Here is a 19,771-nt window from a genome sequence, read left to right on the forward strand (position 1 = left end):
TTTATAAAGATTAAACGAATTTTGTGGCTTTTTTAAAATGCTCGATCATTTGGATATTTCCTTATCTTAAGGCACGTAAAAAGCGCCTAAAATCGGAGCTTTATCAATTCAACTCATTCAATTTCATATATAATCGCCCTCAATAGTCTGCGCTTGAAAGCAGAGTCCTACATTATTCGAGTAATTAACAACATGGCAAAAGCACCCGCTAACAAGAAACCCGCCTCAAAAGCTAAGCCCGCTTCAAAAGCTAAAAAAGCGACCAAAGGCTTTGAAGAGACCCTTTGGGATACCGCTAATCAGTTGCGTGGCAGTGTTGAGTCATCTGAATACAAACACGTGGTATTAAGTCTTGTGTTCTTAAAGTTCATCAGCGACAAGTTTGAAGCACGCCGTCAGAAGATGATAGACGACGGGCAAGAAGCCTTTGTTGAGATGAAAGAGTTCTACCAACAAGACAACATCTTCTTTTTGCCAGAAGATGCGCGTTGGTCATTTGTTAAAGCGCGAGCGAAGCAAGATGATATCGCTATCATCATTGATACCGCTTTATCGACTATCGAAAAAAACAACCCAAGCTTAAAAGACGCTTTGCCAGATAACTACTTCTCGCGCCAAGGTCTGGAAGTGAAAAAGCTGGCGTCACTTATCGACAGTATTGAAAACATCGATACGTTAGCTAACGAATGTGACATGAGCGAAGAAGACTTAGTCGGTCGTGTTTACGAATACTTTCTAGGTAAGTTTGCAGCAACCGAAGGCAAAGGTGGTGGCGAGTTCTATACGCCTAAGTCAGTGGTAACACTATTAGCTGAAATGCTAGAACCCTTCCAAGGTAAGATCTACGATCCAGCTTGTGGCTCCGGCGGTATGTTTGTTCAGTCTTTAAAGTTCATTAAAGAGCACGAAGGGCGCACCAAAGACATCGCTATCTATGGTCAAGAGCTTACCTCGACCACTTATAAACTGGCGAAGATGAACTTAGCCATTCGCGGCTTATCAGGCAATTTGGGTGAGCGTGCAGCCGATACCTTTTTTGCTGACCAGCATAAAGACTTAAAAGCCGATTACATCATGGCCAACCCACCGTTTAACCTTAAAGGTTGGCGTAATGAAGCAGAGCTAACCGATGATGCGCGCTTTGCTGGCTATCGTACACCACCAACAGGCAACGCCAACTACGGTTGGATTTTGCACATGCTCTCTAAGCTAAGCGAAACAGGCACCGCAGGCTTTGTATTGGCGAATGGCTCAATGAGTTCAAATACTTCCGGTGAAGGTGAGATCCGCCAGCAGCTTATCGAGAACGATCGCGTTGAATGTATGATCGCTTTGCCGGGGCAGCTGTTCTTTACTACGCAAATTCCAGTGTGTATTTGGTTTATCACGAAAGACAAAACCGAGAACACAACCAAAGGTTTCCGTAACCGCCAAAGAGAGACGCTGTTCATTGATGCTCGTGAAATGGGCACCATGATTAGCCGCACCAATAAAGAGCTGACTAAAGACGACATCGCTCTAATTGCCGACACTTACCATGCTTGGCGCTGTGATGAAGCGGAACTTAAAGCGCGTATTGAACGTGGTGATGGCAAAGTAGAGAAGTACGAAGACAAAGCAGGCTTTAGCAAATCAGCGACCATTGCAGACATTAAAGCCAATGACTTTGTACTGACTCCGGGCCGCTATGTTGGCGCAGCTGATGTGGAAGATGACGGCATTCCGTTTGAAACCAAGATGAGCGAGCTTTCACAAACCTTATACAACCAAATGAATCGATCGCAAGAGTTGGATAAAGCGATTCGCCGTAACTTGGAGGCGTTGGGTTATGGGGAGTAACTTTTTCTCAACCACAATTGGTGAGCAGATTACTCTTCAAAGAGGGTTTGATATAACCAAGAAGGAGCAGCAAGAGGGTAATGTGCCTGTAGTTTCTTCAGGAGGAATATCAAGTTATCACAATGTGTCTAAAGTAGAAGCGCCCGGAGTCGTTCTCGGTCGAAAAGGTACTCTAGGAACAGTGTTTTTTGTGGAGAAAGACTTTTGGCCTCATGACACATCCCTATGGGTTAAAGATTTCAAAGGGAATAATCCACAGTTTGTGTACTACTTTTTCAAAGGTATGTCTGCGGAATTAAAAAAAATGGATGTAGGTGCAGCAAACCCTGCTCTTAACCGCAATCATGTCCATCCATTGCAAGTTGAGTGGCCTAGGAGAGAGGTTCAAGACCAAATAGTATCTGTTGGAGCAGCATTAGATCAGAAAATTACTCTTAACAACCAAATAAACCAAACCCTAGAGCAAATGGCACAAACGCTTTTCAAATCTTGGCTTGTCGATTTTGACCCAGTAAAAGCCAAAATGAATGGCGAACAGCCAAAAGGGATGGATGCGCCTTTTCTTTCAAAAGAAGTTGCCTCGCTTTTCCCAGAAAAGCTCGTTGAGTCTGAGTTAGGTTTGATTCCTGAGGGGTGGGAAGTGTTGGAATCGCAAAAAGTCGCGACTGTTGCCATTGGTAAGACTCCACCTAGGAAGGAGCCTCAATGGTTTTCTGAAAATCCGAGTAATGTCACTTGGGTTTCTATCAAGGATATGGGGAACGCTGGTACTTATGCTCTGGACTCATCAGAGTACCTGACACCAGAGGCTGTAGATAAGTTTAACGTCAAGGTTATTCCCGATAACACATTGATTTTGAGTTTTAAACTGACTGTAGGACGTGTAGCTATCACTCATGGTGAGATGACCACAAATGAAGCTATTGCTCATTACAAATTGACTGATGATGCTCGTGTATCAACTAACTTTTTGTATTCTTACATGAAGCAGTTCAATTTTGAGTCATTAGGGAGCACTTCATCAATAGCAAAAGCTGTTAACTCTAGGATTATCAAAGCACTGCCAGTCATCGTGCCATCGAAAGAGATCCTTGATAGCTTTGATACTCTAGTGAAACCACTGTTCGATAAAATTAAGTCGAATCAGATGGAAAATCAGAACCTAGAAGCACTCCGTGACACGCTACTTCCTAAATTGCTTTCCGGCGAAATCGACTTAGAAAACCTGCAAGTAGAACAAGCTATAGCAATTGCAGAGTAACCTTTCGCCATCTCAGATACCTCGTCCTTCGGTTCTGAGATAACGAAGGTGGGAATTAGATGAATCCGAAATATACAAAGCAAAGCGTAGGTGGAACCATAATATAATGAACGCAACTAATACTCGTGAAATCGACATTTCTGAATTGACGACACTGTGTGAAACAAGCACTTTGCAAAAAGGCATCTTGCTTTCACGCAGTGGTGCAGTACGCAAGCTTAACCTTGTTGGCAACACCGCGACCGCACAGGTCAAAGGCAGCCTCAATTATCAAGTGAGCCTCGATTTCACTGGCGATCTGGTTGGCACTTGTACTTGCCCTGCGGCGCAATATCAAATGTTGTGCAAGCACGGCGTGGCGGTTGCCCTTTGCCTACAAGACCAAGCTTTAAACCAAAGTAGTGAACGAGATACCATAAAAAATCACCTGCAAAGCCTTGGTGAAGAGGCCATGGTAGAGATGCTACTCGAATACCTAGAAGAAGATGAGTACACATGGAATGCACTGCTGACAAAAATTGAAATACGCGAAAAGCCAGCCGTATATGGCGAGCTGAAAAAGTTGGTTACCCAAGCCTTACCGCGAGAACAGCTCTGGGATTGGCGAGAAAGCCATGGTTATTTCAACTCAGCAGAAATTCAATTGAACATGATCATTGAATCAATGGAAAGCCTTAACGCCGATCATCAATGGAAATTAATCAACTACCTTGTTGAACGGTTGAATAAGGTGCTAGAGCAAATTGATGACTCCAATGGCGATCGTTATGGCATTGAAAGCATGATTAACGAACACATGCCAAAGACGCTGGCAAAGCTTAATTGGAGTGAGCAAGAGAAAGCGCAGTGGATGTTTGAGCGTTTGACCCATTACGAATTTGACGTATTTCCTTCGATTGAAGAGAGTTTTGGAGCGATTTGGCAATCTAACACCCACTTTCTAACCTTATGCCGCCAAGCGATAGATCAAGCATCGCAAGATGAGAGTAGCTGGAACTTACGCTCATGGGCAGTTCCGTTAATGAAACACAACTCCGATTGGCGTGAAGTGGCGGGAATTAAACAAAAAATAGCACGAACGTGTCGAGATTATCTTGAAGTTGTTGATATGTTCATTGATGAGCAAGAGCCGTTAGAAGCTGAGTTTTGGTTAGCTAAGGCGAAAAAAATGGCGAGTGATTATGAACTTCGTGCGTGCGAACAAGCTCAATTCCGTCTTTATGTTGAACTAGGTGAAATCCATTCTGCATGGGTATTAGCTAACCGTTTGTTAGAACAATCACCAAGCTTTCAATATTATCAACAGTTAGCGAAGTTTAAAGCCAATTACCAAATTGATGATGTTGAATTTTTCTCCCGCACTGAACTGCTACTTGCCAATGCCTATCAACAACCAGACCGCTATAATCAAGCTTCTGATCGTACGGATGCCTTGGTTCTGTTCTATATCGATAACCAGCAATTAGACAAAGCGTGCGAATGGGTTGCCGAACATAAAATATCAATACAAGGACTTATTTCGCTTGCCGATCATATTGTGGATGATAAACCTGAAAATACGCTGGATTATTATCTGCGAGCAGTCTCATCTTATATCGAACAGACCAATAATACGGCTTACGATCAAGCTTTAGAGTTACTTCGACGTTTAGAGAATATGCTGAAATCGCATCCTACTCAATTGGCGACATTTTATAGTCAGGTGGCGCAACTCGCTACCACGTACAAGCGTAAGCGTAATATGTTCGCTTTAATTCAGAAATATTATTCAAAATATATCTGATTCAGCGGAGGTGACAAGATCTGCGGTGTTGAGAAAATGGAACAAAGCCCGAAACCGAGTTACTACAAAACAAATTTAAATAACTCAATTTAGAAAACAACAAACAACGTCAAACAGCAGTAGGAAAAGGCGATGAGCTTAAAATTTACTGAAGCCAAACTCGAACAGGCCATTATTGAGCTATTGGGTGAGCAAGGCTACCCACACGTAGTGGGTGAACAAATAGCGCGTGAAGACAAAGAACAAGTACTCATCTTAGATGACTTACGCCGCTACCTTGCCAAGCAGTACCGAGGCGATGGTATCACCGAGAGCGAAATCGACACCATTGTTCGTATGATCTCAACGTTGCCTGCCAGTGATTTGTACCATAGCAATAAAACCTTCTGCCAATGGCTAACCAATGGCTTTTTATTTAAGCGTGAAGATCGCTCAAAGAAAGACCTCTATATTGAGTTAATCGATACAAGACATTTGGCACAAGCCTTACGCTTGATGTTTGTGCCGTTGCTAGAGAATAAATCTAAGCCAGACAACTCTGATAGAGAAGTTGCTGAAGGTAAGGTTACGTACCTAGAAACAAATCGATTAGAAGCGACCGACACTAATATCTATAAGATCGTAAACCAGTTAGAGATTGAGGGTGTCGATGAACAAGTTCGAATCCCTGATGGCATCCTTTATGTGAACGGCTTACCGCTGGTGGTGTTTGAATTCAAAAGTGCCGTGCGAGAGAAAGACGCGACCATTTTTGATGCTTGGAAGCAAATTTGCGTTCGTTATCGCCGTGATATTCCTAAGCTGTTCGTCTACAACGCGATGTGTATCATCAGTGATGGCGTGAATAATAAAATGGGTAACCTGTTTGCGCCGTATGAGTTTTTCTATGCGTGGCGCAAAGTAACGGGTAACGAGTCTACCGAAAAAGAGGGTATTAACTCCCTCTACACCATGATTGCCGGGTTGTTTAACCAAACCAGATTACTTGATGTGGTGAAGAACTTTGTCTTCTTCCCTGACACCTCGAAGAAAGAGATCAAAATCTGTTGCCGTTATCCGCAGTACTACGCGGCGCGTAAGCTTTACTACAACATTGACAAAGAACGTAAGCCATACGGTAGTGGTAAAGGCGGTACTTACTTTGGTGCAACAGGGTGTGGTAAGAGCTTTACCATGCAATTTCTATCGCGCCTACTGATGAAAAGCATCGATTTTGAAAGCCCGACCATTGTACTTATTACCGACCGCAACGATCTCGATGACCAGCTTTCTAAACAGTTTTGTAATGCGTCTGATTACATTGGTGATGAGATGGTGGTGCCAGTTAAAAGCCGTCAAGATTTAAGAGACAAGCTGCAAGGCATCAAGAGTGGTGGTGTGTTCCTGACTACCATTCATAAGTTCACCGAAGACATCGAATTGCTTTCAGAGCGTACAAACATCATCTGTATTTCTGATGAAGCGCACCGTTCACAGGTCAACCTCGATAAGAAAGTGGTGATCAAATATCAAGATGGTGTAGCCGTCGATGTGAAAGAGACATACGGTTTTGCTAAGTATCTACATGATTCTCTACCAAGCGCGACTTACGTTGGTTTCACTGGAACACCAATAGATGCCACCCTTGATGTATTCGGTGATGCAGTAGACAGCTACACCATGACAGAATCTGTTAATGATGAAATTACGGTGCGTATTGTTTATGAAGGCCGAGCCGCTAAAGTCATTCTTGATAACAGCAAGCTTGAAGAGGTAGAGAAATACTACCAAGCGTGTACAGAAGCTGGCACTAATGAACATCAGATAGAAGAGAGCAAGAAAGCTTCTGCCAATATGAACGCGATTCTTGGCGACCCTGACCGTATTGACGCTTTGGCGAAAGACTTTGTTGAACATTATGAGGGGCGAGTTAAAGAAGGTTCCACGATAAAGGGCAAGGCGATGTTTGTCTGTGCGAGTCGTGAAATCGCGTTTGATTTTTATAAGCAAGTCAAAATCTTAAAGCCAGAATGGTTCGAGGAAAAGCTATCAATTGATGGCGTCGAGCTGACAGAAAAAGAGAAAGAAGAGTTAAAACCACTTGCGATGGTGCAAATGGTGATGACGCGCGGTAAAGACGATGATCCTGATCAGTACAGCCTGCTAGGGACAAAGGAATATCGAAAATCGCTCGACCAGCAGTTTAAGAGTCCTAAGTCGAATTTCAAAATAGCCATTGTGGTCGATATGTGGCTAACAGGTTTTGACGTTCCTGAATTGGATATTATCTACATCGATAAGCCGTTGCAGAAACACAACCTGATTCAAACTATCTCACGTGTTAACCGTAAGTTTGAAGGCAAGGCGAAAGGGCTAGTTGTCGATTACATTGGTATCAAGTCGCGAATGAATCAAGCCTTAGCGATGTATTCAAAGGCTGATGAGACTAACTTTGAAGATATTCGCTTTTCCGTTATTGAGGTGAAGAACCATCTCGATCTGTTAAGACAGATGTTCCACAAGTTCGATACGTCAGGTTATTACACAGGAGAGCCGTGTAAGCAGTTAGAGTGCCTTAATCAGTCGGCAGAATACATTCTTCAAACCAAGAAAGGCGAAACCCGATTCATGGCTTTAGTCGGTCGTATGAAGGCGGCTTATGATGTTTGCTGTGGTAGTGAATTGTTATCTCAGCAAGAGCGTGACCAAATTCACTTCTATATCGCAGTACGCTCTATCATCTTTAAGCTAACCAAAGGTGATGCACCAGACACGGCACAAATGAATAAGCGTGTTCGTGAGTTAGTAGCAGAAGCACTTCGTGCCGATGGGGTAGAAGAGATCTTTACCATTGGTGATGAGCACGCCGAAGCTATCGATATTTTTGACGAAGATTACCTAGCTCGCATCAACAAGATTAAGTTGCCTAACACCAAGATTCAGTTGCTTCAAAAGCTACTAGAGAAGGCGATAAGCGATTTTAAAAAGGTTAACCAGTTACAAGGGATGAACTTCTCTAAGCGCTTCCAATCGCTGGTGGAGCAATACAACGAACGTCGTGAAAATGATGTGTTGAATGGTGAGGAGTTCGATACCTTCTCTCAAGAAATGACCGACATTATCTTTGATATCGTGAAAGAAATGGGCTCGTTTGAAGACCTAGGTATCGACCTAGAAGAGAAAGCGTTCCTCGATATCTTGAACCACATGCGCAAGAAGTACGATTTCACTTACGACGATGACAAGATGCTCGAACTGGCGAAGGAAATGAAAACCACAGTAGACAATGTCGCCCAATATCCAGACTGGGCAGGGCGCGATGACATCAAAGCCAAGTTGAAAGTGGATTTAATCTTACTGCTACACAAATTCGGCTTCCCACCAGTAGCCAACGATGATGTTTACAAAGGCGTGCTAGAGCAGGCTGAGAATTATAAGAAGAATGTGTAGTCGCTTTAAATTTGATGACATTTGATTTTATCAATGAGTATTTCAGCTAAAACAATCACTTTAGCTGAAATACTCGAATAGAGATCTAACCTCGAATGATCATTTGCTCGCGCTCTGGACCTACCGATACCATCACGATTGGCACACCCATCAGCTCTTCGATACGAGTAACGTAATCTTGTGCCGCTTGAGGAAGGCTCTCAAACGTGCGACAGCCAGTGATATCTTCATCCCAACCTGCCATATCTTCATATACAGGTTTTAGCTCAGCCGTTTGTGGCCAAATCGGGTTCTCAGTGTGTTCACCAGAGTAAGCAGTACAGATCTTAAGTTCAGACAAACCAGACAGGCAATCAATCTTAGTCAGTGCGATTTCCGTTGCGGCTTGCAGGTCAACACCGTTGCGAGTTGCTACCGCGTCGAAGTAACCCATATCACGTGGGCGGCCTGTTGTTGCACCGTATTCGTTAGAGCTTTCTCGGAAGCTGTCTTGCTCTTCCATTGCTGTAACGAGCGTGCCAGTACCCACAGACGAACTGAACGATTTAGCAACGGCAATAATACGCTCAGGGCGAAGGGCAGGTAAACCGCTACCAATGCCTGCATAAGCTGCGGTTACATTCGAAGACGTTGTCCAAGGGTATTCACCATAGACAAGGTCACGACCTGCACCTAGCTGAGCTTCAAACAGTAGGTTCGCGTCTTGCGATTGTAGTGCTTTTAGCGGCTCAGTTACGTTGCAGATGAACGGGCGCCACGCTTTAGTTACTTCAAGTAGCCATTCTGTCATTTCAGAAGCTGTCTGAGTGAAATCACATTGAGGGTATAGAGCCTTCAGTTGAGGCATCTTCCAATCAAGCAGGAATTGAATGCGTTGCTCTAAAATCTCAGGTTGATTCAACCAACCGACAAGAATGCCTTTCTTCATCACGCGATCGCCGTACGCTGGCGCAATACCTTGACGTGTTGAACCATAAGCGCCGTCACCTAAACGTTCTTCTTCAAGCGTATCTTCAAGGGCGTGTAAAGGAAGGCACAGTGTCGCACGATCTGAGATCGCCATTTTAACTTTGATGCCAGCTTCTTGAACCTCTGCAATCTCTTGAGTTAGCGCAGCAGGGCTGATCACCATGCCTGGGCCCAGAACCGCCGTACAATCAGAATTAAAAATACCACTAGGTAGTTGGTGCAGTTTGAATGTACCGAAGTCGTTTACTACGGTATGGCCTGCATTGTTTCCGCCTTGAAAACGAATGCTAGCAGAAGCTTGGTCTGCTAAAAAATCGACGATGCGGCCTTTGCCTTCATCACCCCAGTTTGCGCCCACAACAACGATAGATGGCATAATTTTTCTCCTAACTGATTGAGAAATCATGTTAGGCCTACAAAGTGGATAAGAGAAATTAATTATCTTTATTATCTTGATAAGGATTCCATATATCCTTAAAGTCTTAAGCTACAAACGAGATTCCCTATCGCGTTCGTTTCTCACTGTAGGGAATGACGGGGTGGGGTGTAAATCGTAGTAGAGAGTGACGCGATTGCAGTTCCTTACGACTGGAAGTGACGAACCTAACGTCGACTCGATTTCGTGGCGTCATTCCAGAACCGAGGAACGAGGTATCAGGAATCTCAAACCACAAGTGAGATTCCCTATCATGTTCGTTCCTCACTGTAGGGAATGACGATGGGGCATTCTTTACTTTAGGGAATGATGTAAGTAACACGAGAGAGGGGATATGATGCTCGATATTAATTTGTTGAAGACGTTTGTGACGCTTGCGGAGTACAAGCATTTTGGGAAAGCGGCCAATGCACTGCACATGACACAACCCAATGTGAGTTTGCACCTAAAACAACTGGAACAACAAACACGCATTAAGTTGATAGAACGAAGCCCATTTCAATTGACTCAAGCAGGTGAAAGGCTATTAGAGACAAGCCTAAGAACGTTACTCGAACTGCAGATTTGTCAGGCCGATCTCAATGCGATTAACGATCTCAAAATAGGGACGTTAACCATCGCCGTGAGTGACATCATTTCTCGATTCTTGTTGATTCGCCCGTTTCAGAAGTTCAAAGCGCAGTATCCGGGTATCGATCTCACGTTGTTGAATACCACGTCATCTCAAGCATCGAGCCTAGTTAAGAATGCTCAGGCGGATATTGGTTTTGTTATAGCTAAAGAACAGCACAACGAGTCACTGTATTTTACTAAGCTTCAAGAGCTTTCATGGTGTGCGTTAGGCGATGGGTTTGATATCCAAGACTCTGACGAAGAACTCACCTTGATTCTACTTGGCCACGATACGAGAACCCGTGACTTCATTGATGAAGGTTTACCAAGTTTGAACCTACCTAGTTATAGGGTGATGGAAGTAGGGAGCGTAGACGCTCAAATCGATTGGGCGGAAGCGGGATTTGGTGTGGCGATTGTTCCTGAGTTTGCAATATTCACTAAGCAGCACTTGAAATCAAAAGTGACTCCATTAACCAACTTCTCAAGCACAAGCCTTGGTTATATCGTGAGGCAGAACCAAGTCTTGTCTAAAGCGACCAAGCAGTTATTAGGCTGGGTGAATGATGAGATTACTCTGTTACAAAGCAAATAAACGCCATCACTGACTTTGAGTTACCTGAGCCTGCCAAGTGTGGGCTTTTTGTGTTCTGTTAATCATCGTTTTCTAGCATGATAATTCGTAGGTGACTTCCCAAAATAAAAGGGTCGCTAATGAAGTGCTTGGTTGATACGGTATAATTCAATGATATGAAAGTTAATTTGGTACGCTAGTTTGGTAAATAGAACATGAAAAACACAGATTTTAGTCTGATCCCGTATTTTGTTGTCATGATGGAAGAGCTCTCTATCTCGAATACCGCGAAACGTTTTGGCGTTACTCAGCCCGCGATTAGTAAGGCGCTTAACCGACTAAAAGAAACCTATGATGATCCGTTGTTTGTGAAAACAAAGGAAGGCTATAGACCGAGCAGTTTTTGTTATGACATCTACCCTCAGATAAAACAGGCCTACGATGCCTTTGAATCGACTTTCCCGAGTAAGCGAAAGTTCGACCCAACAAAAATTGAAAGGTCGTTTAATGTCGCTTGTATTAGTGGTGCAACTTATTCATTGATGAAGCGTGTATCCGATATCCTCTATGCGGAAACGCCAGATATAGGTCTTCATATTGACCCTTACTATACTGCAGACATCATTCTAGATCTTCGCCAACACCGATATGATTTGTGTATAGTCCATACGCCTATCAACGATCCGGCAATGGAGTGTGTTCAGCTCTCTAACGAACCTATGGTGGTTGCTTATGATAAAAACCACCCTAGATTAGGGAACGAGATTACGTTGGAAGAATACCTTGAAGAGAAGCATGTTCTTCATAGTATGTGGGACACCAAAGAGTCGCCATTAACTAAAACTAGCAAATACGCGAAGAGTAGAAAGGTTGCACGAAAGGCGCCTGGCCCATTTGAAATGCTTGATATGGTAAGAGGGACGGATTGGCTTTGTATTAGTCAGAAATCAATACTTGAAAGGTATGGCCTGTTGGATGATTTTAAGCTGTCGCCTTTACCGTTTGAATCGGATCTTGGTACTGAATATCTGGTGTGGCACAAGAGTCGTAATGCAGATATGGCGCATTCATGGTTTAGAAAAAAGATTGTTGATGCCTCACAAAAAAAGCCCCAGTGGGGCTTTAATTAGTCAGTTATCTTTAATGGTCGGTAGCCGGGTTATCTAGCTGTTGCTCCGCTGTTTAACCCTTGCTCCGCTATTTCGCGTTTTGTGCTTGCATCTGCTGAATTAGCTTTTGCATTTTTAGCGTGTTGTAATTGATCTCTGCAGCACTGAAGCCTTGGCCTTGTTGCATTGGGTAATCGTTTAGAGAGCCCATGAACTTAATCACTTCTTGAGACATTGGTACGAATAGCCACATGTTATCTACCATCCAACGAGTGTACATGCCAGATTCTTTCGCTGCGGTTTCAAACGGGTCCATACGTAGGTTTGTAATTGAAGCCCAAGCAGGAGCTTGACGGATAGCCGATTGCATTGTGCCTTCCATCATAGCGAAGCTTGCTTTCCAATCGTTCCAACGAAGCGCATTGAAGTCACCGTTTGCAGAGAAGTAGAAGATAGTTTCACGGGGTGACTTTTCAGCCTTTCCTTCAAAATATGGCATAAAGTTCGAGCCATCTAAGTGAACACGCCAATCTTTATTATTTAGAGAAACACCTTCTTTAAGGTCTTCAACGATAGAGTCATTGCCGGCAGCGGCAGCTAGTGTCGGTAACCAGTCTTCTTGGGACATTAGCGCGTTAACCGCAGAGCCAGGTTTGATAACACCTGGCCATTTCACGATTTGTGGAACGCGCATACCGCCTTCGTAAGTTGTGCCTTTTTCACCGTGGAAAGGAGATGTACCGCCGTCAGGCCATGTGAACTTCTCTGCACCGTTATCGGTAGAAAGGATAACAATAGTGTTGTCTGCGACTTCTAAGCGTTCAAGAGTATCAAGCAACGCGCCGACGTTGTCGTCTAATTGAGCCATACCATCAGCGTAGATACCTTGACCAGAAATGCCGCTGTAATGTTCGTTCAGACGAGTCCAAACGTGCATGCGAGTCGAGTTGTACCAGATAAAGAAAGGCTTATCTTCTTTTACAGATTTCTCCATGAACGTGATAGCCGCTTCGGTAAAGTCCTCATCGATGTTTTCCATACGAGCACGAGTCAGTGGACCTGTATCTTCGATTTTGCCATCAGAGGTTGCTTTGATAACGCCACGAGGCCCGTAGTTCTTTCTGAATTCTGGGTCTTTAGGGTAAAAGTAAGTTTCAGGCTCTTCTTCCGCGTTTAAGTGGTAAAGGTTACCAAAGAACTCATCAAAACCATGGTTTGTAGGAAGGTGTTTGTCTTGATCGCCTAAGTGATTTTTACCGAATTGTGCGGTCGCGTAACCTTCTTCTTTAAGAGCATCACCAATGGTAGGAGCCCAGTCAGGAATACCGTGTGCTGAACCTGGCATACCGATAGTAAGTAGGCCGGTACGGAATGGGTGTTGCCCTGTCACGAACGAAGCACGGCCAGCTGTACAAGATTGTTGTGCGTACATATCCGTAAAAATAGCACCCTCGTTAGCAATACGGTCGATGTTAGGCGTTTCGTAGCGCATCATTCCACGGTTGTATGCGCTAGTGTTGTAGTAACCAAGATCATCTGCCCAGATAGCAAGAATGTTCGGTTGGTCTGCAGCAGCGACGCCTTGAGCAACGCTGAGTGCGCTCATTGCTAACACGGTTTTGGTTAATTTAGTCAAGGTAATGTCCTTTCTTTAGTTTCTATTTGTTTAGAAAGAAAATACCAATTTTGTATTAACTCAGAGGACTACTGGGTATGAATTCTAGTTACTTAGAGGAATAGTGGAGCCGTGATCAGGGCTAGTGTTTTACTCAAAATCAGAGACCTGCCCCAGAGTTTATTTCTTGATTAAGTGAGCCTTATTCATTTTCGTCCCATTTCGAAAACCAAATTCGCCGTTGACAAAGTTTGATAATCAAACTAAATTCCAACCAACTGCTTTGGTTATCAAATTACTTGAAAGTCAAAGGGAATTTGTAAGCACCATTTCCTAATGACAGACAGCCCTAACCACAAACACCAGCTAAGGACGCCATTTTGAGTTTTCCAACACGTCACCAACACAACTTTTCTTCACATAACAGCCAAGGTGAAAAGCGTACTTTCTACGTTCTCTTGTTAACTATCATCACCATGGTTGTCGAGATCGTTGCCGGTACTATTTACGGCTCTATGGCGTTACTTGCTGATGGTTGGCACATGGGGACGCATGCTGCGGCATTTGGCATCACCTTATTTGCATACCGATATGCGAAGAAACATGCCGAGAGCGAACGTTTCTCTTTCGGTACCGGTAAAGTCAGCGTGTTAGGGGGCTACACCAGCGCGATTGCATTGGGGATTGTGGCATTGTTGATGCTGGTGGAATCGGTGCATCGTTTGTTTAACCCACAAGCGATTCAGTTCAATGAAGCGATCATCGTTGCTTGTATTGGTTTAACTGTGAACGTGGTGAGTATGTTTTTACTTGGCGATCACCATCATGATCACGGACACGGCCACAGTCATAGTAAGAATCACGGTCATTCACATAGTCATGATCATGATAGCGACCATGGTCACAAACATGGCGAGCATCACGGACACCATCATGATCACAACCTACGCGCAGCCTACATGCATGTGTTGGCGGATACTTTGACGTCTCTGCTTGCGATTGTTGCGCTGCTATTTGGTAAGTTTTACGGTTGGAACTGGTTAGATGCAGCAATGGGAATGGTTGGCGCATTCGTGATTGCCAAGTGGACGATGAACCTTATGAAACAAACCAGCCCAATCCTGCTGGATGAGAATATCGACCAAGATTATCGTGACTCAGTGACCGAAACCTTAACGCCTTATGCGTCGGTAACCGATTTCCATATGTGGAAGGTGAGTGGACATCACTATTCAGCAGCGATTACTCTTGAATCAAACAGTGACAAAACCGTCTCTGAATATAAACAAATGCTCGCCAAGTTTGATAAGATTAATCATCTTACTCTTGAAGTGCATTCAAACGACCATGCGAAATATAGAACAGCTTAACCAAATACTGACTGAGTTCTACGATAAAATGTCTTCGTGGGAGCAGTCTGTTGTCAAAGAGACAGGTTATTCCCTTGCTCAAGTTCACACCATTGAAGTGCTTGGTATGCATGGCGCGTTAAGAATGAAAGAGCTCGCTGAAAAGCTTGGTATCACCACGGGTACGCTTACCGTTCAAATCGAAAAGTTGGTTAAAGCTGAATTGATTGAGCGCCATGAACACCCAACAGATCGTCGTGCGATTGTGGTTGCTTTGACTGATGAAGGGCAGAAGATACACGTTCACCACAACCAGCTTCACTTGAATTTGGTTAATGGACTAACACAAGACATCGAAGAAGATGAGAAAGCGGTGTTATTGAAGTGCCTAACCAAGATGGTGAAAGCGTTTTAGTCAGCCTTAAGTTCGCACTCTAACTTATTAGCTGCAAAGCGATTGATTAATAAATCCAAAAATGGACCTGACTCTAATTGAGTAGGTCCATTTTTTTCGCCGTTTACGCTCGACAGTACAATCACTCATCGATGGGTTCACTGTTTAAAAAATGAGTCAAAATCTCCAATATTGGTCTTCGTTCTTGCTCCTCTGATGAGCCAAAAAAGTGTCATTTCTAACCCTAAGGTCAATAAATATCCAAAGTGTTTTAATTCAAAGCCTTACATAGCAAGGTGTTCAAGCCTTTACGCTCCGTCAAATAGCTGTCTCTCACTTTTATCATTCAACTAATGTACATGTATTCAATTTGTGTTATTGATGCTTTTATCTTTAGTGAAAAGATTCATTCTCTGTTTGAATACCATTGAGAATGTCACTGCTGGTGGGCTGAACAGTCGCTAGATTTAGTGCTCATTACTGATACAAAAACCATAACAATAACCAAGTTGCACGAGTTGTATTCCATGCTTCGATGCGATCAATTAGATACTCATAGTTAATTTAGTAAAGACGAGCCACGTATATGAATATAAAGAAAAAGCTCTATTCGTTGGGGATGTTCTCCATCTTCGGCATGATTTCATTGTTGTTTACCACATCGCAATTTGCAGACACCACAGCTCAAATGAGCGAAGCCAAACAAATCACCAAAGAACTTGAAGTGCGACTACTTAATCTTCGCCGTAACGAGAAAGATTTCTTGCTGCGTAGTGATATGAAATACCTCGACAAGTTTGACGTAAACTACAACAAATTCTTAGCGTCTGAATCTGAGCTCAATGCGGTGCTCAGTGATTTAGGTTTAGCCAACAGCACACACCTACGTGAAGATATCGAAACCTACCACACAAGCTTTGTTAACTTAGTAAAAGCGAGTGAAGTGTATGGATTAGCACGTGACAAAGGCTTGCTAGGCGAGTTTCATGCTTTGCTCGATAACATCAGCGCGACAGCCAGTGCTGAACAAAAAATCGAGCTTTACCTGTTCAATGACTTAATTGAAAAGGGTGAGTTCGATCCGAGTGTTCTTTCTATTACTTCTAGTGCTGGAAGCTCAACTGCTTTGATAGATGCTGCGCGTCAAGTGGTTGAACAGAAGCGAGTGATTGGCTTGAAGCACAACGAAGGTCTGCTTGGGCAAGCTCGCTCGGGTTCTCATGCTATTGAAACTCAATTTAAAGAGTTCTCAGCGGTATTAGACCAAGAAACCCAAGAAGAGATGGACAAGCTATCGCTGATCAACAACATCCTTTGCGTCACGCTACTCGTGTCGATCATTCTGTTCAGTTGGTTAATTGTCCGTTCTATTATCGGCAAGATTGAGTCACTGCTTTCGGTGATTCGCAACATCGTTGATTCTAACGACGTGTCTATTCGTTCGCACCTTGATGGCAAAGACGAACTCAGCACTTTAGGCCAATACTTCAACCAATTGCTTGATCAGTTGGAAGGCTTAATCGCGGCATCTCAATCTAAGTCACTGCAACTGACACAAAGCACGTCGAACATGCATGACGAGCTAGAGTCAGTCATCAAACAGTTTGAAGTTCAAGCAAATCACACCTCTACAATGACATCGTCAGTGCAAGAGATGGTACTCACAATAGGTGAAATCTCAGAAAGCACGTCAGTTGCGGCTGAAGGTGTTCATCAAGCAAAAGTGAATGCCGATAAAGGCCGTGAAGTGGTGGTTGAAACCATCAGCAACATTACTCAGTTGTCTGAACGCCTTTCTAGCAGCCAAGATTCGATCAGCTCATTGAACCATCATGTTGATCAAATCGGCGATGCAGTAAACATCATCCAAGGCATTGCAGAACAAACTAACCTATTGGCATTGAACGCAGCGATTGAAGCAGCACGTGCGGGTGAACAAGGCCGTGGCTTCGCGGTAGTTGCCGATGAAGTACGTGCTCTTGCAAGCAGAACGCATCAATCGACCACAGAAATAACCTCAGTGGTGAGTGCGATTCAAAGCCAGATGCAGGCGTCGATGACAGAGATTGGTGAGTGTAATCAACAAGGCCAACTAACGCTTAAAGATTCAGAAGAGCTCGATGCAAGCTTGCAACTTATCTTGAGCGATATGGAAAGCATTCAAGGTAATTCAGAACGTATTGCCTCAGCGATTGAAGAGCAGGGTGCAGTAATGGCGCAAGTGAGCGACTCAATCAATGAGCTGAACACTATATCGAACGACAATAACGCTTCGGCGCAGCATTGTTTAGTTGAAGTGGACAAGGTAGCAGAACAAGCGAACGACATGGACCAAGCGGTCGCGCAGTTCAAGACTTCGTAAACATTCAGAAGAAACTAAACCAAAGGCGTGGATCATCTGCGCCTTTTTTGTGCCTGAAATTCACATAGATAAAAGACAAGAATAAAAAACGGCCCGATCTGGGGGAAGATCTGGGCCGTTATATTACGTATTAAAGGGGGTATTACTTATTTCGGCCTTCCAGCACATCCAATGCCAGTTCAACCGCTTTATCAATATTGTCGCATCCCGCTAACTTACCTGAGCTGATAGGACCAAGCACATTAGCGTATAACGAGAGCTGCTTGTTAAATGGCAGGCTCAACTGCTCATATAAACGCTGGCGAATCTCGGCATGTTGCTCAGGAGCGTGAGCAGCAAGGCTTTTCAAAGTGTCATAAACAAGAGTGGTGGTAGTGTTCATTCGTCTCTTTATCATTAAGTGGGAGGCGCTTATTTTATAATCTTTTCAGGTTCGTTTACTGTGATATAAATCATACAATATTATCAATGTGTTTATCTTTTGAGTCTAATGAGAATAAGGCATTCCAAAATAGACTTAAGTATCTGTGAAATATAACTAAAATAATGACAGACTATCGAACACACGAACGAATTGGCGCGTTTTTGGCAAACGGTTAAATCTATAGGAAGAGGAACAACATGCACTACGACGTATTCAACGGAGACGCAGATGGCATAATCGCGTTGTTACAGCTGCGATTAAGTGATCCACGGGAGAGCGTGCTCATTACAGGTGTAAAGCGTGATATTAAGTTGGTCTCTCAAGTTGTTACTCAAATTATGGAGCTGGGTAAGCAAGGTGACATTTCTTCCGTTACCGTTTTAGATGTGTCGATGGAGAAAAACCTGTCTGCATTACACTCACTGCTAGACGCCAACATCAAGGTATTTTATTGCGATCACCACCGTACAGGGGATGTCCCAACTTCTGAGCATTTAGATACTCTGATTGATACTGCGCCAGAGAGCTGCACGAGCTTGCTGATAAACCAGAAGCTGAATGGTGCGCATCTGGCTTGGACAATCGCGGCTGCCTTTGGCGATAATCTAAAAACCGTGGCCGTGCGGCTAGCGGATGAAAATGGATTCGATCCATCTCAAACAGAGTTTTTAGAAGAGCTAGGTACCTTGGTTAACTACAACGGTTACGGTTCGTCACTAAGCGATTTGCATTTCACGCCAATTGAGCTCTACCAAACCCTTTATCAATACCCGAATCCGTTTGATCTTTTGGATGATAAAGACTCGGTGTTTTATCGACTACGAGATGCTTATCAAAATGATCGCCAGCAGTTATCAAACCTTGCTCCTATTTATGAAAGTGAAGTCGCACGTGTGTTTGAACTGCCAGGTGAGACGTGGGCAAGGCGCATCAGTGGCGTATTTGGTAATGAAATCGTTAATCAAGATCCAAACCGAGCGCAAGCAGTATTAACGAAAAACCAAGACGGCGAGTCTTACACGGTGAGCTTACGGGCGCCATTATCAAACAGAACGGGTGCAGACGAAATTTGCTCAAGCTTTGAAACGGGTGGAGGAAGAAAAGCAGCGGCTGGTATTAATCAACTTAATGAACTTGATAAGGTGAATTTTATTTCACTATTGGATGCATATTATTCATCTGGTGCCGAGGGTTAACTGAAAGATTCCTGAGGTATACATCCAAAATTCCACAAATTCTTGCTCCTATATTCCGTTATACGTGTGCATTGCTAGCACATGTATTATGGCTATATCCAGGCTATTTTAGTGATATCACTCGCAATGGCATCTGGTCTGAGGTCAGTAATTACGGCGTGTTTGGGGTGATTTTTGCCTATTTAAAGTTCATTTTTTCCTGTCGGTGATTTTTTATATTTTTGGTTAATTATCTTAGTGAATTAAGTTTGATTAAACATTTGTATGGTCAATGCATTCGACCGAAAATAACAGTTTTTAGCATTTCAATTTGAATGAAAAGTCAAAGTCATATTGATTCTGATATTCAATCTATGACTTAAAATCACAAGTTAAATCAAAGGTCATCTTTTCCTATAAATTCCATTACTTCTCTATAA

Annotated in this window: 13 protein-coding genes; 10 read left to right on the top strand and 3 right to left on the bottom strand. The window is 43.5% G+C overall.

Features of this window, described 5'->3' with window-relative positions; genetic code table 11:
• Positions 1-192 precede the first annotated feature (192 nt).
• The 4 genes from OCV19_RS07545 to OCV19_RS07560 all read left to right on the top strand — a co-directional run bounded on the left by OCV19_RS07545 (position 193) and on the right by OCV19_RS07560 (position 8,312).
• Positions 193-1,839, top strand: a complete 1,647-nt coding sequence (locus OCV19_RS07545) for a type I restriction-modification system subunit M (protein ID WP_065675180.1) — start codon at positions 193-195, stop codon at positions 1,837-1,839.
• Positions 1,829-3,100 (top strand): restriction endonuclease subunit S, encoded by a 1,272-nt coding sequence (locus OCV19_RS07550; protein ID WP_065675181.1) that lies wholly within the window; start codon positions 1,829-1,831, stop codon positions 3,098-3,100. The genes OCV19_RS07545 and OCV19_RS07550 overlap by 11 nt, the downstream gene beginning before the upstream one ends.
• 106 nt (positions 3,101-3,206) lie before the next feature.
• On the top strand, positions 3,207-4,883 hold the full coding sequence (locus OCV19_RS07555; protein ID WP_065675182.1) for an SWIM zinc finger family protein: 1,677 nt from the start codon (positions 3,207-3,209) through the stop codon (positions 4,881-4,883).
• 132 nt (positions 4,884-5,015) lie between these two features.
• Complete coding sequence (locus OCV19_RS07560; protein WP_065675183.1) at positions 5,016-8,312, top strand: type I restriction endonuclease subunit R; 3,297 nt, start codon at positions 5,016-5,018, stop codon at positions 8,310-8,312.
• Positions 8,313-8,397: 85 nt separating this feature from the next.
• Here OCV19_RS07560 and OCV19_RS07565 read toward each other — a convergent pair whose 3' ends face one another.
• Positions 8,398-9,657: an adenylosuccinate synthase gene (locus OCV19_RS07565; protein WP_065675184.1), complete on the bottom strand. Its 1,260-nt coding sequence runs from the start codon at positions 9,655-9,657 to the stop codon at positions 8,398-8,400.
• Between the two features lie 394 nt (positions 9,658-10,051).
• Here OCV19_RS07565 and OCV19_RS07570 point away from each other — a divergent pair, with 394 nt between their 5' ends.
• Together OCV19_RS07570 and OCV19_RS07575 are read left to right on the top strand one after the other, a co-directional pair.
• A complete protein-coding gene (locus tag OCV19_RS07570; protein WP_065675185.1) occupies positions 10,052-10,924 on the top strand; it encodes a LysR family transcriptional regulator in 873 nt (290 codons plus the stop codon).
• A 194-nt stretch (positions 10,925-11,118) separates the two neighbouring features.
• Entirely contained in the window at positions 11,119-12,033 is a 915-nt protein-coding gene (locus OCV19_RS07575) for a LysR family transcriptional regulator (RefSeq protein WP_065675186.1), read from the top strand.
• Positions 12,034-12,100: 67 nt separating this feature from the next.
• Here the strand turns inward: OCV19_RS07575 and OCV19_RS07580 are convergent, their stop codons facing one another.
• The gene (locus OCV19_RS07580; RefSeq protein WP_240508209.1) at positions 12,101-13,618 is read right to left on the bottom strand and encodes an arylsulfatase; all 1,518 of its coding nucleotides are present in this window, start codon (positions 13,616-13,618) and stop codon (positions 12,101-12,103) included.
• Positions 13,619-14,007: 389 nt separating this feature from the next.
• Between OCV19_RS07580 and dmeF the strand changes: the two genes are divergently transcribed.
• The 3 genes from dmeF to OCV19_RS07595 all read left to right on the top strand — a co-directional run bounded on the left by dmeF (position 14,008) and on the right by OCV19_RS07595 (position 17,732).
• Positions 14,008-14,997, top strand: coding sequence for a CDF family Co(II)/Ni(II) efflux transporter DmeF (gene dmeF / locus OCV19_RS07585; protein WP_065675188.1), 990 nt, complete (start codon positions 14,008-14,010; stop codon positions 14,995-14,997).
• Positions 14,975-15,391 carry a MarR family winged helix-turn-helix transcriptional regulator gene (locus OCV19_RS07590; RefSeq protein WP_017070724.1) on the top strand — a complete coding sequence of 139 codons (417 nt, stop codon included), beginning with the start codon at positions 14,975-14,977 and terminating at the stop codon, positions 15,389-15,391. Before dmeF ends, OCV19_RS07590 begins: the two co-directional genes overlap by 23 nt.
• 616 nt (positions 15,392-16,007) lie before the next feature.
• Positions 16,008-17,732: a methyl-accepting chemotaxis protein gene (locus OCV19_RS07595; protein WP_065675221.1), complete on the top strand. Its 1,725-nt coding sequence runs from the start codon at positions 16,008-16,010 to the stop codon at positions 17,730-17,732.
• Between the two features lie 142 nt (positions 17,733-17,874).
• Here OCV19_RS07595 and OCV19_RS07600 read toward each other — a convergent pair whose 3' ends face one another.
• Entirely contained in the window at positions 17,875-18,114 is a 240-nt protein-coding gene (locus OCV19_RS07600) for a PAS factor family protein (protein ID WP_004733935.1), read from the bottom strand.
• 239 nt (positions 18,115-18,353) lie between these two features.
• Here OCV19_RS07600 and OCV19_RS07605 point away from each other — a divergent pair, with 239 nt between their 5' ends.
• Entirely contained in the window at positions 18,354-19,352 is a 999-nt protein-coding gene (locus OCV19_RS07605; protein WP_065675189.1) for an acetyltransferase, read from the top strand.
• The last annotated feature ends 419 nt before the right edge of the window (positions 19,353-19,771 follow it).

The sequence above is a fragment of the Vibrio celticus genome (assembly GCF_024347335.1).
GTDB classification, from domain to species: domain Bacteria; phylum Pseudomonadota; class Gammaproteobacteria; order Enterobacterales; family Vibrionaceae; genus Vibrio; species Vibrio celticus.